Source organism: Sutcliffiella rhizosphaerae (assembly GCF_917563925.1).
GTDB classification, from domain to species: Bacteria; Bacillota; Bacilli; order Bacillales; family Bacillaceae_I; genus Sutcliffiella_A; species Sutcliffiella_A rhizosphaerae.
Genome location: NZ_CAKJTJ010000010.1, coordinates 38,509 through 58,078 on the forward strand (window position 1 = coordinate 38,509; position 19,570 = coordinate 58,078).

The window sequence follows — 19,570 nt, forward strand, 5'->3', positions numbered from 1 at the left end:
GGGGGGAAAAAAGGTGAAAAAACTTATAATTTCTTTACTGGCGGTGTGTCTAATACTAGTGCCAAGTCTAACCGGTATAGAGGTAAACGCATCATCCACTATACCAAATGAGGTTTCAATCAAATTGAAATACCATTTGAAAGAGAGAAAGACAATTCCGATAGACGTTGTTGGAACCTATCAAATTGTAGGTAACAATTCTGTCAAGCTAACTAATCAAAGCTTCGACGTTAGAGTGAATGGAAGTGCAATAGATTTATATAATGGTAGCACAAAGGTTACAAGTTTTAATGGTCAATTTGAAATAAAACCTACAAAGTATGGGAAAGATAATTACGTTCGCCTTAACGGACGTCCTTATTTAGGAAGTATTCGTTTTACTTTAGAGAATGGTAACTTAGTTCCAATAAATAGGCTCCCGATGGAAGATTATTTGAAGGGAGTACTACCAAGTGAGATATTTCCAAGCTGGCATATTGAGTCCTTAAAAGCTCAAGCTGTTGCAGCGAGAACATATGCTCTTAAAAGAGTTCATACGGTAATGACAGACGATGTTGGTTCTCAGCGGTATGATGGATATATTTGGTGGGATGAGGCTAAATATAAAAATACTAATGAGGCGGTGAACTCAACAAAGGGACAGGTTCTGACATACAATGGAGCCTTGATAGATGCAGTGTTCAGTTCCAATAATGGTGGTCACGTTGAAAGTAATAAAGGCGCATGGCCAGGTGGCAGCCAACTACCTTACTTACAAGCGAAAAAGGACAAGTATGACCCGGCATTTGATTGGAACCTGCAATTTAGAGAGAATCAAATCGACACGAAAAACCTAGATTTAACAAACCCACAGGGATGGTGGAGTGCAACTAGTGAGATCGGAGTTTCTCAACCTCTTCCTAACTCTATCGAAACCAAAATACTCAATAACGTTAAAAGCTACTTGAAAAACCAAAATGCATCCTTGAAAGATGCTGAAATTAAAATTGTAGACGTAAAGGATGTTGCAGTTTCCAACACTTTGACCCCTGGACAAAGAAGAACGCAAGGTAGTTATACTATAAATTATTTTGTGAAAAATAAAGATGGAAGTTTTGTAACGGAAACTTTACGAATAAATGGAAAAGACGAAAACAGAATTAAGCTTCATACATTAAAACAAACCAACACACCAATTGCCAATATGCGCTCTATTTTCGGCATAAATGATTTTAAGAGCCATTTTGTTACTTCCATTTCTCTGAAAAGTGGTATATATGAAATTAAAGGAAAAGGCTGGGGACACGGCGTTGGTATGAGTCAATATGGTGCAAAAGCTATGGCAGACCAAGGAGAATCGTATCAAGATATTTTGGGCTTCTATTATGGGGGAACAACTTTTGCCAACTATATTGATAGTCATATCAATTCAAGTTTACGAGGCTTAGATCGTTATGAAACTAGTGTTGCTATCGCAAATTACGGTTGGAATTCTGGTTTCCAAACTGTTGTGATAGGGCGCGGAGACAACCCGGTTGATGCACTTACAGGAAGTGTATTAGCTAAAAAATACAATGCTCCACTTTTACTAGTAAAAACAAATGAAATCCCGACTGCCGTAAAGGATTTGCTGAGTAAGCAAACTATTCACCAAATATTTGTTCTTGGTGGAGAGGCGGCTATTTCCAGTAAAACATATGATCAACTTGAAAAGTATGCAACTACTGTTAAAAGAATCAATGGCCCAGAAAGATATACGACATCGGTAGAAGTGGCGAAACTAATTGACACTAATAATGAAGTCATAATTACTTCTGGTAGCTCAACTTCACCAGATGCACTATCTATTGCATCACACGCGGCATTACAGCAGATTCCGATTTTATTTACAAAAACCGATGAGTTGTCTAAGAATGTAGAACAATACATTAAAGATAATAATATTAACAAAGTAACCATTATTGGTGGTACTAATGCTGTATCTGAAAATGTAAAGGGAAAATTGCAGAATCTTGTAAGACAAGAAGTAGTTCGAGTAAGTGGTCCAAACCGTTATGCTACAAGTGTAGCGATTGTGGAAGCATTCGGACTAGATCCACGAAACCTTTTCTTTGCACGTGGCGAACAATTTATTGATGCACTACCTGGTTCAGTTCTAGCGGCGAATATGCAAGCTCCTCTATTATTAACTAAAAAAGATGAATTGCCTTCTGAAGTTAGAAACTATTTAAATGGAAAGATTCATTTTATACCATCTATTCATTACCTTGGTGGAACAGGTGCCATTTCACAAAGCACGAGAAACAACATCCAAAATGAAATCTTACGATAAAGTAATGAGGCTGTCCTATTTCTCTGGACAGTCTTATTTTTACGAAATAAGAAGTATAACTTGTGAGATGTAAAAATTTCTTTTTTCAGTGTCTAGCCAATCGAGTTTGAAAGCCGAGCCCTTAAGAAGGACAATCCCATCTTCTTGAGGGCTTGGCATATGCTTGACAAGACGAATCAAAGCTTCTGGTGTAGATTTACCATTTCTCCTTATGTTTTCGTTATTTATAGTTTTATGTATAATAAATGAGGGAATGTACTTATTTTTTTCGAGATAGTACAGAAAAAATCAGTGTCTAGTGCAAGAGTACTTCAAGAAGTCCAATATACTTGCCCAGGGCCGATTGAGGCACTTGCACTTGTCTTATTGTGGAGGACCATATTCATGATGTCGAAACACGCTTTTGCATATTTTTTATCACACGGAGTACCGGCGCTTGTCAGTTTTGCCAGTATTGCCATTTTTACTAGAATGTTAACACCTGAAGAATATGGTATGTATGCATTAGTATTTGCAATTGCAGGTATGATAAATGCGGTAATATTTGAATGGTTAAAACTGAGTTTACTCCGTTATTATTCAAGATATCAGGAAGACAATCGTTTTTTTGAAACCATAAAACTTTCCTTCCTTGGATTGCTGGTTGCATCACTCGTTGTTGGGGTATTGACGATGTTCTTTTTCCAAGGAAAAGCATTTTCCCCTGTTTTCATACTATTGACCTTGTTATTCTCTTGGACACAGTCTTGGAATTCTATCAATTTAACGTTAATGAGAGCTAAACTTTCTCCAAAGTCATATGGAATTCTGGCATTTAGCAGAACTACATTAGGGCTCGTTTTGGGTACCGCATTTATTTATGCAGGATATGCTGAAATTGGACTTTTGATAGGTCTTATGTTAGGTTTTTGGATTACGTTAATGAGACCTACTTTGAAATATTGGAAAATAGGTTTGGATTATAAAGCTTTTCAAACCGATTATCTAAAACAGTTTCTTAAGTATGGAATGCCTTTGACCATAACTCTTTTGCTTAGCGTTATTATTCATAACTCTGACCGACTAATTATTGACTATTTATTGGATACAAGTGCAACCGGTATATATTCTGTAACGTATGATTTATCAGAACAAACGATCTTTACCCTGATGATGATTATCAACCTTGCAGCTTTTCCTATTGCAGTGAAAGTAATGGAAGAAAAAGGAGAATTGGCAGCTTATGAACAAGTGAAGAAAAATACTTCACTCATTTTTTTAATAGCAATCCCAGCTGTAACTGGCTTTATTCTTATATCCCAAAACATCACAAATGTTTTTTTGGGCGAATCATTTCGTGAAGAAGCTCTTTCTTTAATACCCTATATTGCGATTGGTGCTCTGCTTAAAGGATTTAAATTATACAGTGTGGATATTATGTTCCACTTGAAGCAGCGAACTTCTCTCCAAATTTATCCAGTTGTTGGAGCGGCAATATTAAATGTTGTCCTAAACTTCCTACTTATACCTAAGTATGGGATTGAAGGTGCTGCAATGGGAACAGTCATTGCATATGCTTTCGCAGTTGCTATTAGCTGGATTATCGTTCATATACAGATTAGTCCCTTGCCTTTCCCCTTGAAAGATTTCATTAGTGTTTTAACTGCCTCTTGTATTATGGCATTAGCATTGTGGCCATTCCACCAGCAAACTGGTTTGTTTTTCTTGGCTGTCCAATTACTGGTTGGGGGAACAGCTTTTGTCGGTGCAGTGATCGTTTTAAATACTATGAACGCAAGGAATTTAATATTAAAGAAATTTAGTAGATAAGAGGGATATGTATGGAGAAGAAAAGAATTGCCTTTATCTTGGCTAACCTTGGTGGTGGCGGAGTGGAAAGGATGACCTTGAACCTGTCAGAAGAATTTATTAACCGCGGTTACGATGTGGACTTACTAGTTGCGGATGCGGAAGGGGAGTATAGGAATTTAGTTCCTGCCGGGATAAATTTAATAAATTTAAAAAAGCAGAGGTTACTCTCTTGTATACCCGATATAAGAAAATATTTAAAGGAAAAGAAGCCAGTTGCTTTTATTTCAGCAAAAGATTATATAAATCTGGTTGTTATTTTTGCGAAGTTAATGGCTAGATCTAATACAAACCTTATTGTGAGTACGAGGGTGAATATTAGCCGTCAACTAGAAGTTTTGAATTCCCGCTCATTTAAAGTTATTGCAAAGTTGGTTAAGCATTTCTACCGCTATGCAGATCACATTGTCGGTGTATCTAAAGGAGTTGCAGAAGATTTACACCAAATAACTGGGATTGATCAAAAGAAAATCCATGTCGTATATAACCCTGTTGTTACAGATGAACTTCTAGCTAAATCCCAACAGGATAATGACCACCATTGGTTTGCTGAAGAAATACCTGTAGTTGTGACAGTTGGAAGGTTTGATAAGGCTAAGGATTATCCGACATTATTACATGCATTAAAAGTGATTCAGGAAAGTAAGAAGACTAGGTTAATTTTTGTTGGAGATGGTTCTGAAAAAGAGCGCCTTCAGTCACTTGTAGATGAATACAATCTCCATGAGGTTGTCGATTTTGTAGGATTTCAATCCAATCCTTACACCTTTATGAAAAAGGCGGACCTATTTGTATTGTCTTCTGCTTATGAAGGGTTTGGTAACGTAGTAGCGGAAGCGTTGGCAGTAGGGACCCCTGTTGTGTCGACCGATTGTCCTAGCGGCCCTGGCGAGATATTAGATGGTGGCAATTATGGAGAGTTAGTCCCAGTCGGTGATTATATTGCTCTTGCTAAGGCAATGAAATGGACCCTAGAACATCCACTACCAAAAGATAAACTTATAGAGCGATCATTATTTTTTACGATCAAGAATAGTGCAGACAGTTATGAAAAACTAATAATGAATCAAAGGCAAAATTAATGATGCATATTTCATTGTTTATTCCAGTATTGACTTATGGCGGTGCTGAAAAAGTTGTCATTTCATTGGCTAATGGCTTAGTTGAAAAAGGGCATAAGGTGGATTTAGTAATCATAAAGCGTGAGGGGGCACTTATCAAAAAAGTATCTCCTAAGGTAAAGTTAGTAGAGCTTGGAGCGAATAAAACTTTTCTAAGCATAATGAAACTCCGTCGATATTTAACATCCAGCCAGCCAGATGTATTCCTATCAGGTTTAGATAATGCCAATATTGTTGCGAGTATTGCAACGAGGATGGCAAATGTAAACACAAAACATTTCATAACACTTCATACTAATTTGAAACAGTCATATAAGCATCCTAGAACAATTTTTCATCACTTCTACCCATACTTAATGAGGAATCTATTCCGTAGGGCTGATGGATTTATTGCAGTGTCTAGTTGTGTGGCAAAAAATTCGGGTGCTTTTTTAAATATACCCAATGATATAATAGAAGTAATTTACAATCCTGCAATAGACAAAAATATGAACGAAATGGCATTGGATGCTGTAGAGCATCCTTGGTTGGATGATTCAAGTTTCTTCACTATTGTTGCGGTTGGCAGAATTTTTGAAGCGAAAGACTATCCTATGTTATTAAATGCTTTCAATAAAGTACTTTCTTTTATTCCTAATGCACGACTAATCATTTTAGGTGATGGGAACAAGACGATTAAGGATGAAATGGCAAGGATAATTTCATCAGGGAAAATGGAACATGCCATAGATATCCATGGATTTGTAGATAATCCTTACCCATTTATTAAAAAAGCTTCTCTATTTGTACTTAGTTCTAAGTGGGAAGGATTTGGAAATGTATTAGTTGAGGCATTATATCTGGGTACCCCTGTTATATCTACTGCGTGCGAATGTGGTCCTTCGGAGATTCTTAAAAATGGCGAATTTGGCACCCTTGTTGAAGTTGGTGATTCGGATGAAATGGCCAATTCTATTTTAGATTATATAAAGAATGGAAAAAAATAGATAAAACAGCTCTTTCTCAACATCTTAGAAAAATGGAGGAAGAGACTGTTATCAATAATTATGAAGCTGTATTTAGTAAGGAAGTAGGAAAAACGAAGGGTTAAGGTGAGAGTTTTATGAATAATATTTCTGTCATCATTCCTACGCATAATAGACCGCATCTTTTGCTTCTGGCATTAAAAAGTATCGAAGAGCAACTGGAGAAGCCGGATGAAGTTATTGTGGTTATGTATGGTGTAAATGAAGAGACGGAACAGTTTCTATCTCAGTACAAATCAAATCACTTTTCTTTCAAATTCATCAAAATTTCTCAAAGCAAAGGAGCATGCTATGCAAGGAATCTGGGTGCTAGTAAGGCATCTGGGGATATCTTGATGTTCCTGGACGATGATGACACATGGGAGAATAGAAAGATTCAAAGTCAAATTAAGCAATTCAATTTAGATCCTGAAGTCGGTCTTGTATACTCAGGGAAATTAGTTGTTTACAATACAAATCGAAAAAAAGTGATTAGGAAAATTCCCGCTATTCTAAAAGGGGATTTGTATCCTAAGATTTTTGAAGATAATTATATAGGAACAACCTCATCAGTAGCCATTAAGAAGGAAATTTTTAAAAGGGCTGGAGGATTTGATGAAAATTTACCTGCAATGCAGGATTATGACCTATGGATTAGGTGCTGTAAGCTAACTAAGATCTCTCATGATAATGAATACAATGTAAGGTATACAGTTGCAAAAAATGCAGACAATCAAATCAGTGGAAAAAGTGAGAATCACCATCGTGCACTAAGTTATTTGTTTAAAAAGTATGGTGAAGTTTTGGAACAAAAAGATATTTCTTTACAGAAAAAATTCAAGTCATCCAGATTTTTGCATCTTTCGAAAGCAGTGCATAGAAATAGTTATGTATACTCATTGAGGTATTCATTAAAAAGTTTTTATTACAATCCCAATATTAAGGCGATGGCATTATTTTTACCGCCGACCCTGCTTGCACTAATTACAATTTTTCAACCTGCTAACAGAAAATAATCGATGTTTAAAATAGAAGATCGTGAGGGCGATAATAATGATTAGCGTTGTCATTCCTACATTAGGAACGAGAGAAATAGAGTTAGAACGTCTATTTCAAAGTCTCGAAGCACAAACCTATCAAAACTTTGAAGCAATTGTGGTTTCCCAAGATAACCATGATTTAGTAAAAGAAATCCTTGATAGATATGATTTTCCCGTAAAGCATGTATCGTTACATCGTAAAGGTCTTTCTTATTCACGTAACGAGGGGATTAACTACACAAATGGAAATATTGTTACCTTCTCAGATGATGACTGCTGGTATGAACCTAATGCATTTCAAGAGGTAAATGATTTCTTTGAAAATAATAATGTGGGCATTGTTTGCTATCAAATTTATGATCCGGTGAAAAAAGAATACTATAAAGAGTATCCTACACAAGAGCAAAATGCTCTCCGTTTTCGAGATCTTTTCAGAAAATCCTCCATTGAGATATTTTTAAAATTGGATGTGGTTGAAAAGAAGAAAGTAGTATTTGATGAAGAGTTCGGTCTTGGAGCAGCATATCCAAGTGGAGAAGAAAATATATTTTTACACATGATGTATAAGCAGGGGTATCAAATAAGTTACGTGCCAAAGGTAGTAGTTTATCATGCAAAACCAAGTATGGATACTAGATTGAATTATAAAGCTTTCTTAAGTAAAGGGCCACTTTTTAAAAGAATATTTAATACACCTATTGGATTTGCCATGTTAACTTTTTTATTTATAAAAAAATACAGTCATCTAGAAAAACCATTTCCATTTTACTTTGATTCAATAAAGGAAATGATAAAATACAAAAAAAGTAGAAGACGGCCATAGTACCGTCTTCTACTCTATATCTCCAGAAGTATCATAGTTAGGAAAACCAAGTTCTTCTATTTTGTATTGCCCATCTTCTTCAATCCAATCTGTGTAGTAGACCATTCTACCATCTTGGTTAAAACGGAATAATTCATTGGAAACCATAATATAACTAGTCTTATTATAATATTCCAACGTCCATTTTAACTGATTAAAATCTTCTTCATTAATATCACTTCCGCTTGCAACCATTCCAGAGAAATGTTTCCATTCCAGAGAGTCAATATTACTTCTAATATAATGATCTCCTTCCAGAGGAGTGCGAACTACTAGTACCTTGTCCCCACATGCGGTTAAGAATAGCGTAAGTATTGCAAATAAACAAAACAGATTAAACTTCATTTTCTTCCCCCACAAGTAGTATTTATATACCGTATTATTTGTGCAAATAGGTAATATTCTTTCAATATTATATAGCTTTTTCAATATAAATCAAATTAGTAAGGGCAAACTGGGCAAACTATTTAATCATATGCTATTATATCTAATTAGGTGAGTATAAAAAATAGGCTTTTCAATATAAACTAAAACTATCCATTTGCTCCTAAACTTAAGTAAAAAAAAAGAGCAGAATGCAGCAATTATTTCGAGTTTTTGTAAACTCTGTACAAACTAAAAAGTTTATGGAAACAGCCAAAAGATAAAAAAGTTAAGAAAAGGATTGGTATGATCAAATGGGTTATCTAATTACAGCAATGAGGGAGCATAAAGAAAAAATAATTCTTCTTACGATGGGATTATTTATGTTTTTAGCACCTTTCTCTGTTTCTGGCATTTATCAAAAACTGACAGTAGTTCCTTCTTCTGTCCTTGTTACTTTTTTTACTTCAGGTGTATTATTCTTACTCTTTATTATCCATTTAAAAGAGTGGAAAAAATTGCACCCATTAAATTTGGAACAAAAAGCATTCTTAAGCGGGTTATACATACCAGGGGTAATAGCTATATTAGCTGCTTTTTATAATTTGTCTGTCATGTTATCCATTCACTATGTTAACTATATGACACAAGCAATGCCCAATCGAATTATTAACCTTATTTTATTTTTCATGCTTTTTTATTTGTTTTTCAAATTCATTTCATTTTTAAACGATAAAATTTTAATAACAATTTCCAAATGGTATTTGTATGGAGTAATGGTGATTACTGTAATTGGAATTTGGCAATTTTTCCATTTTATGTTCGGTTATCCAATGATTGATTTAAATACAAGGTCTTTTGTCCATAGTGTGGATTCAAATGTTTTATTCAATTTTAGATTAACATCTATAACAGATGAGCCAAGTTATCTTGTACCTTTTTTAATTGATGCCCTTATAATAGGACTCCTTATATATACAAGTAAAAAGAAGTATTTTTTACAAGTATTTTTACCATGTTTATTTGTCTTAATATTCTCCTTTTCTGTTAGTGGATATGCTAATCTTGCTCTATTGATAGGTTTCCTTATCCTGATTTTCTTGACAACAAAAATAGAAAATAAGAAAAAAATACTGAAATACAGTTTATTTGCGTTAATCCCAATTGCGCTTATCTTAATTATCCAATGGGATTTTGTATTAAAATTGCTTGAGCCTATTACAGGACGATTTAATACATTGTTTGACATTCATCGTCACAGTAGATTGTATATGCTAGTGATGCCTTTATTTTGGCTTTTTGACTTTTCATGGGTAAATAGTGTATTTGGATTCGGTCCGGGTAGCTATTGGTTTTTAGCCAAGACGAAATTTTTGCATCATCAAGGACCACTCAGTGTTACATCAAACAATATTTTTATTGACCTATTGTTTGAGCATGGTATTCTTGGTTTTCTGGCCATTACTATAGTGTTCATCTTTATAGCTTATCGGTTATTCAAGGTAAGAAATGAACATAAGTATTTTCTATATTCATTAATATTATGGATTCATTTGGCAATAACATCTACGTATCGTTCAGATTTTGTGTCTCCAAGATTTTGGGCCGTAGTCATTATCATTTTTATATTTATAGAATTAGGAAAAAGAGAAAAAGGTATGCGTTCACTTAGCTTGAAAAAATAAGGGGAAGAGGTGTAAGAGGATGAAAGTAAAAAAAGCAATTATTCCAGCCGCAGGACTAGGGACAAGATTTCTACCTGCTACAAAGGCCCAGCCAAAAGAAATGCTACCTATAGTAGACAGGCCAACTATCCAATATATTATCGAAGAAGCAATCCAATCGGGAATTGAAGAAATATTAATTGTGACAGGTAGAGGAAAGCGCGCAATCGAAGACCATTTTGACAGGTCACTTGAATTAGAAGAAACGTTAATGGCAAAAGAAAAGTATGATCAACTAAAAGAGATAAAAATGATTTCCGATATGGCTGATATACATTACATTCGTCAAAAAGAACCAAAAGGCCTTGGGCATGCCATCTGGTGTGCTCGTAAATTTATCGGAAATGAACCTTTCGCAGTAATGCTAGGGGACGATATCGTTATGTCAGAAACTACACCTTGTCTTAAACAATTAATAAACGAGTTTGAAAATAAATCTGCATCAGTTATTGGCGTGCAGGAGGTTCCAGACAAAGACCTATCCAGTTATGGCGTTATTGATTATGATAAGAGCGAAAGTGGCAAGGACTCATTTAAAGTAAAAACTCTTGTGGAGAAGCCGAAATTGGAAGATGCCCCATCTAATCTTGCAATAATGGGAAGATACGTTTTAACTCCGGAAATAATTGATATGCTGGAAATAATTGAACCCGGCAGGGGAAATGAAATCCAGTTAACAGATGCACTTCAGGAACTGACAAAATCGCAAGACGTATACGGTTATCATTTCAAGGGAACAAGGTATGATATTGGTAATAAGTATGGATTTATACAAGCTCAAATAGAATTCGCTTTAATGAGGGAAGATTTGAGAGGACCTGTATCTAATTTGATAAAAGATTTAGTTGCTAAATTAGACTAAGACCAGCGAGAAAGCGATGAATATCGAAGCGAGTGAGGGATCTTGATGAATATTTGTGTTATTGGAACAGGCTATGTAGGTCTAGTTTCCGGTGTTTGTTTTAGTGAAATAGGAAACAAGGTAACATGTGTAGATATAGATGAAAATAAAATAAACAACTTAAAAGAAGGTATCATTCCAATCTATGAACCAGGTTTAGAGGAACTGGTAGTCAAAAACATAGAAGCTAAAAAGTTGAGTTTTTCTACAGATTTAAATACTGCAATGGAAAATGCAGAGATAATTTTTATTGCGGTAGGAACTCCTCCAAAAGAGAATGGAGAAGCTGATTTACGTTTTGTCGAAGCAGTAGCAACTTCAATTGGGAAGAAACTGAATAATTATAAAGTGATTGTAACAAAGAGCACAGTCCCAGTCGGAACAGGTAAGTGGATAAAAGGAATCATTGAGAAAGAATCGGGTCATAATAATTTTGATGTCGCTTCTAATCCTGAGTTTCTCCGTGAAGGTTCTGCTATTTTTGATACTATGAACATGGAACGTGCTGTCATAGGAGTAGAGAGTGAAAAGGCAAAAGAGTGGTTAACAAAACTTCACGAACCTTTTAAAACAAATATTGTCATTTCTGATATAGAAACTGCAGAAATGATCAAGTATGCAGCAAATGCATTCTTGGCAACAAAAATTAGTTTCATCAATGAGATAGCAAACATTTGTGAATTGGTAGGTGCAGATGTAACGAAGGTTGCTGAAGGAATGGGACTTGATAATCGGATCGGCCAAGCATTTCTTGCGGCAGGGATTGGGTATGGAGGCTCTTGCTTTCCTAAAGATACTAACGCATTAATAAATATAGCAGAAAAAGCGGGGTATAACCTAAAAATTGTTAAAGATGTAGAAGATGTTAATAAAAATCAGCGTTTCCGTATATACGATAAGGTTAAAGAAGCTTTCAACAGTGATTTAAATGGTAAGAAGCTAGCCGTATTAGGGCTTGCATTTAAGCCTAATACTGATGATATGAGAGCAGCACCATCTATTGATATTATTCCTAAACTTCAGGAAGAAGGTGCATTAGTACTAGCATATGATCCTGTAGCAATGAAAAATGCTCACAAGGAAATTCCTAACTTGCAAACAGTTGAAAGTTATATAGAAGCAGTACAAGATGCGGATGCTGTAATTATACTTACAGATTGGGAAGAATTTAAAAATTTAGATTTAATTACGCTTAAAGGCGTGGTTAAACAACCTGTATTAATCGATGGAAGAAACATGTTTAGCCTAGATGATATGGAGGAACTTGGTTATTATTATGCTTCTATTGGACGTAAAACAGTAAAAGGGAACATAAAATAAGTTAAAGTAAAGATGTGCACGATTTATGCACATCTTTTGGTCATTATATATTAGGATAATGAGGTGTTACTAAATGAAGAGATGGAAAACCATCCTAATAATTGCTTTCGGTGTACTATTTGTCTCGGGTTTTTTCTTCTTGGACAGTGAAGAGGCACTTTACAATAGAGAAGTAGAGCCTGAAATGGAGATAAGCGTTGGTCAAAAGAGAAATATCATGTCTTATATTGAAATAGCAAAATTCAAGTTCCATAACCTTACTATGGAAGAACATGAACCAAACCCGGAAAACATGACTAGGGATGAACTTATCGATTATCTCTCCAATTATTTTGCTGATCCAATCCTAACAGATCTCGTGGATTATTGGTCATGGAAAAATCCGGAATTGGGTTCTTTTGTAGAGCAATTCACTACGTTAGATTCTGATATTGAATCAGAACCGGTGTACATTCTCATGGGGGAAAAAGAAGTGCTTGTTCGGTGGATCGATAAACATTACGATATGGAAATATCTGTTGTAGTGGAGCGGAATGGGAACGGTTGGATTATAAAAGATATGCAATTTATATAGTAGTAAATAGGGATATTTAGGAGAAAAACGAATGAGAATGTTTTTAGGATTATTATTAGGACTTTTATTGATTTGGGGTACTCCTAGCCTATATGGAAAAGTCCACGCTTTACAAAAAGAGGAAAATTTGCGAGTCATTATTAAATATAATAATCTAGCTAAGAATGGCTTTTCCAATAATAATGATCGTACAGTTGAAATAAAAACAGTAAAAAGGGAGAAGTTCAAGAGCTATAAAAAAGAGTGGGAAAAAGACAAAGGTATAGAGTATGTGGAGGAAGACCATTTTTATAACTATACAAATATTAATGATCCGTACTTCCGTTATCAAGAAAAGTCTTTCCAAATAATGAACGTTCAAACAGGATGGAATAAAATAGAGCAAAACGACAATGTAACAGTAGCTGTATTGGACTCAGGGATTGACCAATTGCATCCAGATTTGAAGGAAAACATTATAAAACCGTACAATGTGTTAGAACCGGGTAGTTTACCTGTAGATCAACTTGGTCACGGAACCCATGTAGCAGGAATTATTGGTGCTAAAACGAACAATGAAATTGGAATTGCTTCTATTGCTCATAACGTCGCTATTATGCCTGTTAAAGTTGGGGATGAACACGGGGCATATGCATCTCATATTGCTGAAGGAATTGAATATGCAATCGACAATGGAGCGGAAATAATAAATATTAGCATCGCCGGACCAAAAAATAGATATGTCCAGGAAGCAATCAATAAGGCAACAAATATGGGTATATTAGTCGTAGCTGCTGCAGGAAATAATGCAACCGATACAATAGAGTACCCAGCAGGCTATCCGGGTGTTTTGTCAGTTGGAGCAATTTCAATATCTGAGGAACTTGCGGGTTTTTCAAATTTTGGGGATTCAGTATCTGTAGTAGCTGTAGGATCTAAAGTTTTAAGTACATTCCCAACGAATAAAACCACGCAATTGCAAGGGTATATATGGATGGATGGCACTAGTATGGCGGCACCAATGGTAGCATCCCAAGCTGCTTTACTAAAAAGTATGGATAAGAATCTAACATCTAAACAATTAATAGATATTATTGAAACATCAAGTGTGAAAAAGGCTGCATATCCAGTTCGTCACGGTAAAATTGATATAGGTGAATCAATAGAATTTTATCATGATAAAAATAGAATATATGGAATAAACTCTTTGGAAACAGCAGTAAAAATAGCTGAAAAGGGATGGAAGTCTATTGAGGAAACTTCTTTTTCAAATGAAAGTGTGGAGTGGAAAGGAAAATTTGCCATTTTAGCGAGTAATCAAAACTTTGCTGATAGCCTTTCAGTAGTACCATTAGCTTATAAATTGGACAGTCCCATCTATTTATCTGAGAAAAATTTTTTACCGTTAGCTTCTATGTCTTCCATGGAAAAATTAGGTGTAAATCATGTTATCATTATCGGCGGAGAACAAGCAATAAGTGCAAATGTAGAGAAAAAACTAAACGACTCTGGCCTAAGGACAATAAGAATTGCGGGGAGAACTAGGTTTGATACTGCAGTGAAAATAGGTGAGCTTTTAGACCCGAATAGCGGGAAAGTGATGATAGTAAACGGAAATAGTTTTCCTGATGCTTTATCAGCGTCGGTGGAAGCAGCTAAAAAGGAAATGCCCATAATTTTTGTTGAACAATCATGGATACCTGCCGCAACGAAAGATTTTTTGAAAAAGGGTAATTTCTCTGAAAAATACATTATTGGAGGTACCCGAATAGTAAATAAAACCATAGAAAAAGATTTAAAAGCAAAACGTATATCGGGTGCAAACCGATATGAAACAAATATCGCTGTTGTTAATTATTTCCAATCCACTTATGAAACATATTATTTTGCTACTGGATCAGACTATAAAGATGCCTTAACAGGTGGTTTGCTTGCCTCAAAAGAGAATAGTGGGCTTATGCTTGTAAAGCATTTATCGATAGATGACACCACAAAGACTTTTCTATATCAAAATCCTACCCAAAATTATAGTGTGCTAGGCGGAAAAAAAGCAATTCATTCGAGTGTGGTATGGAAAATTGACAAAATACTTAATGGCAATTAGTATTTATTTAGATTCATAGTATTATAATTTCTATGGCTATCGTATATCGGTAGCCATTTGGTTATTATTACTCTTTTTAGTTAGATTAACCATAATTTATAAGAAGTGGTTAGGCAACTATAAATATTATTATAGCTTTATTATTGTAGGAGGAATAAATAATGAACGACACATCTAATACTCCTTTAGTTTCTATTGTAACACCTGTATATAATGCAGAAAAACATATACAAAGTTGTATTGATTCCATACTAAGCCAAACTTATGGCAATTGGGAACTTTTTCTTGTTGATGACTGTTCCTCAGATAAAAGTCTATCCCTTATAAAACAATATGAAGAAGAATATCATCAAATAAATGTTATCCAATTAAAAGAAAACAGTGGTGCAGCAGTCGCTAGAAATACAGCTATTGAAGCAGCAAGTGGAAAATATATTGCATTTCTCGACAGTGACGATCTATGGGTACCTACAAAGTTAGAAAAACAAGTTAACTTCATGGAAGAGCAAGATATTGCATTTTCTTTTACGAAATATTCCATTATTGATGAAAGTGGTAATGACCTCGGAAAAGTCGTGAATATTCCTGATAATATTGACTATGAAGGTTATTTAAAAAATACAATCATCGGATGTTTAACAGTTATGTTAAATATAGAAAAAATAGGTAAAATGAAAATGCCTTTAATAAGGACTAGACAAGATTTTGCGTTTTGGCTTTCCATTTTGAAAAAAGGTCATATAGCTTACGGTATCCAGGAACCATTAGCAAAATATAGATATGTAGAAGGATCTATTTCAAGCAATAAATTTAAAACAGCGAAACGAAATTGGTATGTTTATCGTCAAATAGAGAGACTGAGCTTTTTTAAATCATTATGGTGTTTTGTAAATTACGCCTATAACGGGGTAAGAAAAAGAGCATAGACATTTCGAAATATTGTCACTGAGCATAAAAGTCAGATGCATTATTACTTGATAAAATAAAATGTAAAAGTAATTTCAACAATATTATGCTTCTTTTACGCTTTGAATATTTTTATTTTCAATCGGGTACATATCTGATAAAATGACAAAGGATGCTAAACATCAATTGGATAAAAAAACTAGACATGTTTGTTTCGATAAATCAAAAGATAAAATAAGAACAAGAAATTAGGTGACGACAAATGAATTTACAATTAGTCTTTGCTTTCCTAGTGTCAATAATCACCGTCCTTGTAACTACGCCATTAGTAATAAAGTTTGCTCATTTAATCGGAGCAACAGATAAACCTAATAAAAGAAAAGTACATCAAAAAATAATGCCAAGACTTGGCGGACTTGCCATATTCTTCGGAGTGGTAGTTGGTTATATGTTTGCTGGTCTATATGATCAAAGAATAACAGGTATTACAATAGGAGCCATTATTATTGTCGTTCTTGGTATTTTTGATGATAAATTCGAATTAAAAGCAAGAACAAAATTGCTTGGACAAATAGCTGCGGCTGGGATTATTGTCTATACAGGCCTTAAAATCGAATTTATTACTATTCCCTTTATTGTGGATAGGTTAGATTTAGGCTGGCTCTCTATCCCCATCACAATTTTATGGATTGTAGGAATTACTAATGCTATAAACCTTATTGATGGACTTGATGGTCTTGCTGCAGGTATATCGTCAATTGCTATAGGAACAATTGCTGTAATTGCAGGATTAGGTGGAAAAGAACTTATATTGACACTATCTATTATTATTTTGGGGAGCACAATTGGTTTTCTTTTCTATAATTTCCACCCTGCTAAGATTTTTATGGGTGATACTGGTGCGTTATTTTTAGGGTACTGCATTTCTGTATTATCTCTTCTAGGTCTATACAAAAGCGTTACTCTTTTCAGTTTCGTAATTCCAATTATTATTTTGGGAGTCCCGGTATTTGATACAGCTTTTGCTATTGTAAGGCGAATACTAAATCAACAGCCTATATCTGCACCAGACAAAAGCCATCTCCATCATCGATTATTAGCATCTGGCCTTTCTCATAAGAACACAGTTCTTGTAATTTATGGATTTGGTGTTATCTTTGCAGCGTGTGCAATTTTCCTCACATCTGCTACATTATGGGGAACTATACTAATAACAGTATTACTCATTATGCTAATTCAATTCATCGCAGAACTTGTAGGAATCTTTAAAGGTAATAAACCATTCATAAAATTCTATCGCAAGGTATTTGGAAGGCAGTAATTGCTACATCAGATTGGAAATAATTACTAGATTAATAGATAAACGCTCATCTTAGGGATGGGTGTTTTTTTACACTTGGATTGTGTTCTTCCAATCTAAAAAAACTGGCTAGTTGGGCCTGGTAACCTTCTGCCCTTACTAGCAAAATGCCTTAAATCAACGAAACCCCCATTTCAGCTGATGCTGAAATGGGGGTTTGTCTTACGGTCTGAAACTAGGGATATTAACATCCCTAGTTTTAATTTGTTAAAATTAATCAGTGTCAACTTGAGATTGGACAGTTGTATTTTCAAGACCCAAATGGTTCTTAATTGCACTTCTAACCTCTATGATGCTTTCATCATAAGGAATAAAATAGTATGTCCCAGTGCTAGTGTCATCAGCACCTTCAAGTGTTAAGTTTTCCATATTGGAGGAATTAAATCCAGCGTATAATTTACTTAGACCAATTCCTTCCGTTACTCTTATATTTGTTTCTACATTTTCACCCATTTCTTTTGCAATATCATCTACTTTGAAAAGGTTCCCCGGTGATAAAACATTACTGATTGCTGCCTGGATAATCTGCTTTTGACGGTCATTGCGGCCAAAATCGTTGCGAGGATCCTGTTTTCGCATCCTTGCATAAGCTAGTGCTTCTTCACCACTTAGTTGCATTTTACCTTCTGTAAAATAAAGGGTGGAGTTATCCACATCCGAATTTTCAGTGAAATCAAACGGAACTTCCACTTCTACTCCGCCGATAATATCGATAATATTTTTAAAGCCTTCAAAATTGACAGTGGTGAAATAATCTATCGGAACTTCCAACAGTTCTTCCACTTTCTCGATCGTCATTTCCTTACCACCATATGCATGTGCATGATTAATCTTAGAATAATAACCAAGATGCTCGTAATATACTTGAGTGTCCCGAGGGATACTCAACAATTTCATGGTTTTCTCTTCGGGATTTAATGTTGCAACAATCAGGGTATCAGTGCGTCCGTTTTGTCCACCAGTAGAGTAATCTTCAATTCCCATGATAAGCACGGAAAATGGATCTTTATTAATTTCGATTTGTGTATCCCGATATTTTGATTTATCTCTATCAAGCTCAGTATATGCCTGATTTGCAGCGCGGAATGTTTCAAAAAATACATATCCACCATAAGCAACGACTGCTAAGAAAAGTGTAAGGAAAACGAATAATACTCGTTTCAGTCTTCTGCCTTTCCTCTTCTTCTTTTCTAATCTTGAATTAACCAATGTTTTGTCTCCTCTTAAAAAAGATTTACATATCTTGTTCCAAATACAATTGATCTCCTGAAGTCGTTTGCGCTTTTCCGTTTGTAATGTCTGTCATCCAATCAATGTATGGTTGGATAGCATCCTTTTCTACATATACATCAAAAGTGACATCTTCCAAATAGTGTATATCTTTAATTTGATATTGGGAAGATCTTAGCTCGTTCTCTATTTTTCCAAGCATCGTATATTCTACTGTTGTATGCATAATTTGTACTAATATTCTTTCCACCATTCCAACAAAATTAATTCCTTCAGAAGTGGCTTTTCCGTATGCGCGAATTAATCCTCCAGCACCAAGTTTAATTCCACCGAAATATCGGGTAATAACTATTACGGTATCTTTAAGTTTCTTTTTTTTCAGCACTTCGAGAATGGGAACGCCTGCAGTACCACTTGGTTCACCATCATCGTTTGCTTTTTGGATTTGATCTTGTTCGCCAATCAAGTAGGCCGAGCAATTGTGTGTTGCGTCCCAATGCTTCTTTTTTATATCTGCTATGAAGTTTTGGGCTTCCTCTTCTGTTGTTGCCCGGGCGATGTGAGCAATAAATCTGGATTTTTGAATAATAATTTCATGCTCTCCTTGCCCTTTTACGGTATAGTAATAAGATAGCAATATGACAACTCTCCTTTTAAAATTGGCGACATTTGACTGGATTATCAAAAAGTCATACTCTTACTATTATAAAACTTGGAGAGCAGGACATCAATTAAAAACTAGTACAAAGCTCCTTTATATGCCAGAAATCGACAAAGTTTAATGCGATTGTAATAGGAATGTTATACAGGTAAAACTTTTGTCCGATATAATCTGGGTAAACTATTTAATAGTGTACCCTCAAAAAGGATTGGAATATTTCGAATTATTTATGGTATAGTCTATTTTGTTCAGTCGGGTACAA

The 19,570-nt window shown here is 34.9% G+C and carries 16 protein-coding genes; 13 read left to right on the forward strand and 3 right to left on the reverse strand.

Annotated elements, in window-relative coordinates:
- Nucleotides 1–13: 13 nt before the first annotated feature.
- From LRP81_RS10880 to LRP81_RS10905, 6 genes are all read left to right on the forward strand, one after another.
- Nucleotides 14–2,311 carry a SpoIID/LytB domain-containing protein gene (locus LRP81_RS10880; RefSeq protein WP_230501303.1) on the forward strand — a complete coding sequence of 766 codons (2,298 nt, stop codon included), beginning with the start codon at nt 14–16 and terminating at the stop codon, nt 2,309–2,311.
- 384 nt (nt 2,312–2,695) lie between these two features.
- Nucleotides 2,696–4,120: an oligosaccharide flippase family protein gene (locus LRP81_RS10885; RefSeq protein WP_230501304.1), complete on the forward strand. Its 1,425-nt coding sequence runs from the start codon at nt 2,696–2,698 to the stop codon at nt 4,118–4,120.
- 11 nt (nt 4,121–4,131) lie between these two features.
- On the forward strand, nt 4,132–5,241 hold the full coding sequence (locus LRP81_RS10890) for a glycosyltransferase (RefSeq protein ID WP_230501305.1): 1,110 nt from the start codon (nt 4,132–4,134) through the stop codon (nt 5,239–5,241).
- Complete coding sequence (locus LRP81_RS10895; RefSeq protein ID WP_230501306.1) at nt 5,241–6,266, forward strand: glycosyltransferase; 1,026 nt, start codon at nt 5,241–5,243, stop codon at nt 6,264–6,266. The genes LRP81_RS10890 and LRP81_RS10895 overlap by 1 nt, the downstream gene beginning before the upstream one ends.
- 116 nt (nt 6,267–6,382) lie before the next feature.
- Entirely contained in the window at nt 6,383–7,300 is a 918-nt protein-coding gene (locus LRP81_RS10900) for a glycosyltransferase family 2 protein (RefSeq protein ID WP_230501307.1), read from the forward strand.
- Between the two features lie 37 nt (nt 7,301–7,337).
- Nucleotides 7,338–8,147 (forward strand): glycosyltransferase family 2 protein, encoded by an 810-nt coding sequence (locus tag LRP81_RS10905; RefSeq protein WP_230501308.1) that lies wholly within the window; start codon nt 7,338–7,340, stop codon nt 8,145–8,147.
- A 9-nt stretch (nt 8,148–8,156) separates the two neighbouring features.
- On the opposite strand, the gene LRP81_RS10910 is transcribed toward LRP81_RS10905, so the two are convergent.
- A complete protein-coding gene (locus tag LRP81_RS10910) occupies nt 8,157–8,531 on the reverse strand; it encodes a hypothetical protein (protein WP_230501309.1) in 375 nt (124 codons plus the stop codon).
- Nucleotides 8,532–8,863: 332 nt separating this feature from the next.
- On the opposite strand from LRP81_RS10910, the gene LRP81_RS10915 reads away from it, so the two are divergent.
- The 7 genes from LRP81_RS10915 (at nt 8,864) to LRP81_RS10945 (ending at nt 17,378) form a co-directional block, all read left to right on the forward strand.
- On the forward strand, nt 8,864–10,234 hold the full coding sequence (locus tag LRP81_RS10915) for an O-antigen ligase family protein (RefSeq protein ID WP_230501310.1): 1,371 nt from the start codon (nt 8,864–8,866) through the stop codon (nt 10,232–10,234).
- Between the two features lie 19 nt (nt 10,235–10,253).
- Entirely contained in the window at nt 10,254–11,135 is an 882-nt protein-coding gene (gene galU, locus LRP81_RS10920) for a UTP--glucose-1-phosphate uridylyltransferase GalU (RefSeq protein WP_230501311.1), read from the forward strand.
- 45 nt (nt 11,136–11,180) lie between these two features.
- A complete protein-coding gene (locus LRP81_RS10925) occupies nt 11,181–12,494 on the forward strand; it encodes a UDP-glucose dehydrogenase family protein (protein WP_230501312.1) in 1,314 nt (437 codons plus the stop codon).
- 73 nt (nt 12,495–12,567) lie between these two features.
- Nucleotides 12,568–13,068 (forward strand): hypothetical protein, encoded by a 501-nt coding sequence (locus tag LRP81_RS10930; RefSeq protein ID WP_230501313.1) that lies wholly within the window; start codon nt 12,568–12,570, stop codon nt 13,066–13,068.
- A gap of 31 nt (nt 13,069–13,099) precedes the next feature.
- Nucleotides 13,100–15,151: a S8 family serine peptidase gene (locus LRP81_RS10935; protein WP_230501314.1), complete on the forward strand. Its 2,052-nt coding sequence runs from the start codon at nt 13,100–13,102 to the stop codon at nt 15,149–15,151.
- A gap of 161 nt (nt 15,152–15,312) precedes the next feature.
- Nucleotides 15,313–16,077 carry a glycosyltransferase family 2 protein gene (locus tag LRP81_RS10940; RefSeq protein ID WP_230501315.1) on the forward strand — a complete coding sequence of 255 codons (765 nt, stop codon included), beginning with the start codon at nt 15,313–15,315 and terminating at the stop codon, nt 16,075–16,077.
- Between the two features lie 242 nt (nt 16,078–16,319).
- On the forward strand, nt 16,320–17,378 hold the full coding sequence (locus tag LRP81_RS10945; protein WP_230501316.1) for a glycosyltransferase family 4 protein: 1,059 nt from the start codon (nt 16,320–16,322) through the stop codon (nt 17,376–17,378).
- 252 nt (nt 17,379–17,630) lie between these two features.
- Here the strand turns inward: LRP81_RS10945 and LRP81_RS10950 are convergent, their stop codons facing one another.
- Nucleotides 17,631–18,626, reverse strand: a complete 996-nt coding sequence (locus LRP81_RS10950; RefSeq protein WP_230501317.1) for an LCP family protein — start codon at nt 18,624–18,626, stop codon at nt 17,631–17,633.
- A 25-nt stretch (nt 18,627–18,651) separates the two neighbouring features.
- Nucleotides 18,652–19,284, reverse strand: coding sequence for a YigZ family protein (locus tag LRP81_RS10955; protein WP_230501318.1), 633 nt, complete (start codon nt 19,282–19,284; stop codon nt 18,652–18,654).
- Nucleotides 19,285–19,570: the final 286 nt, after the last annotated feature.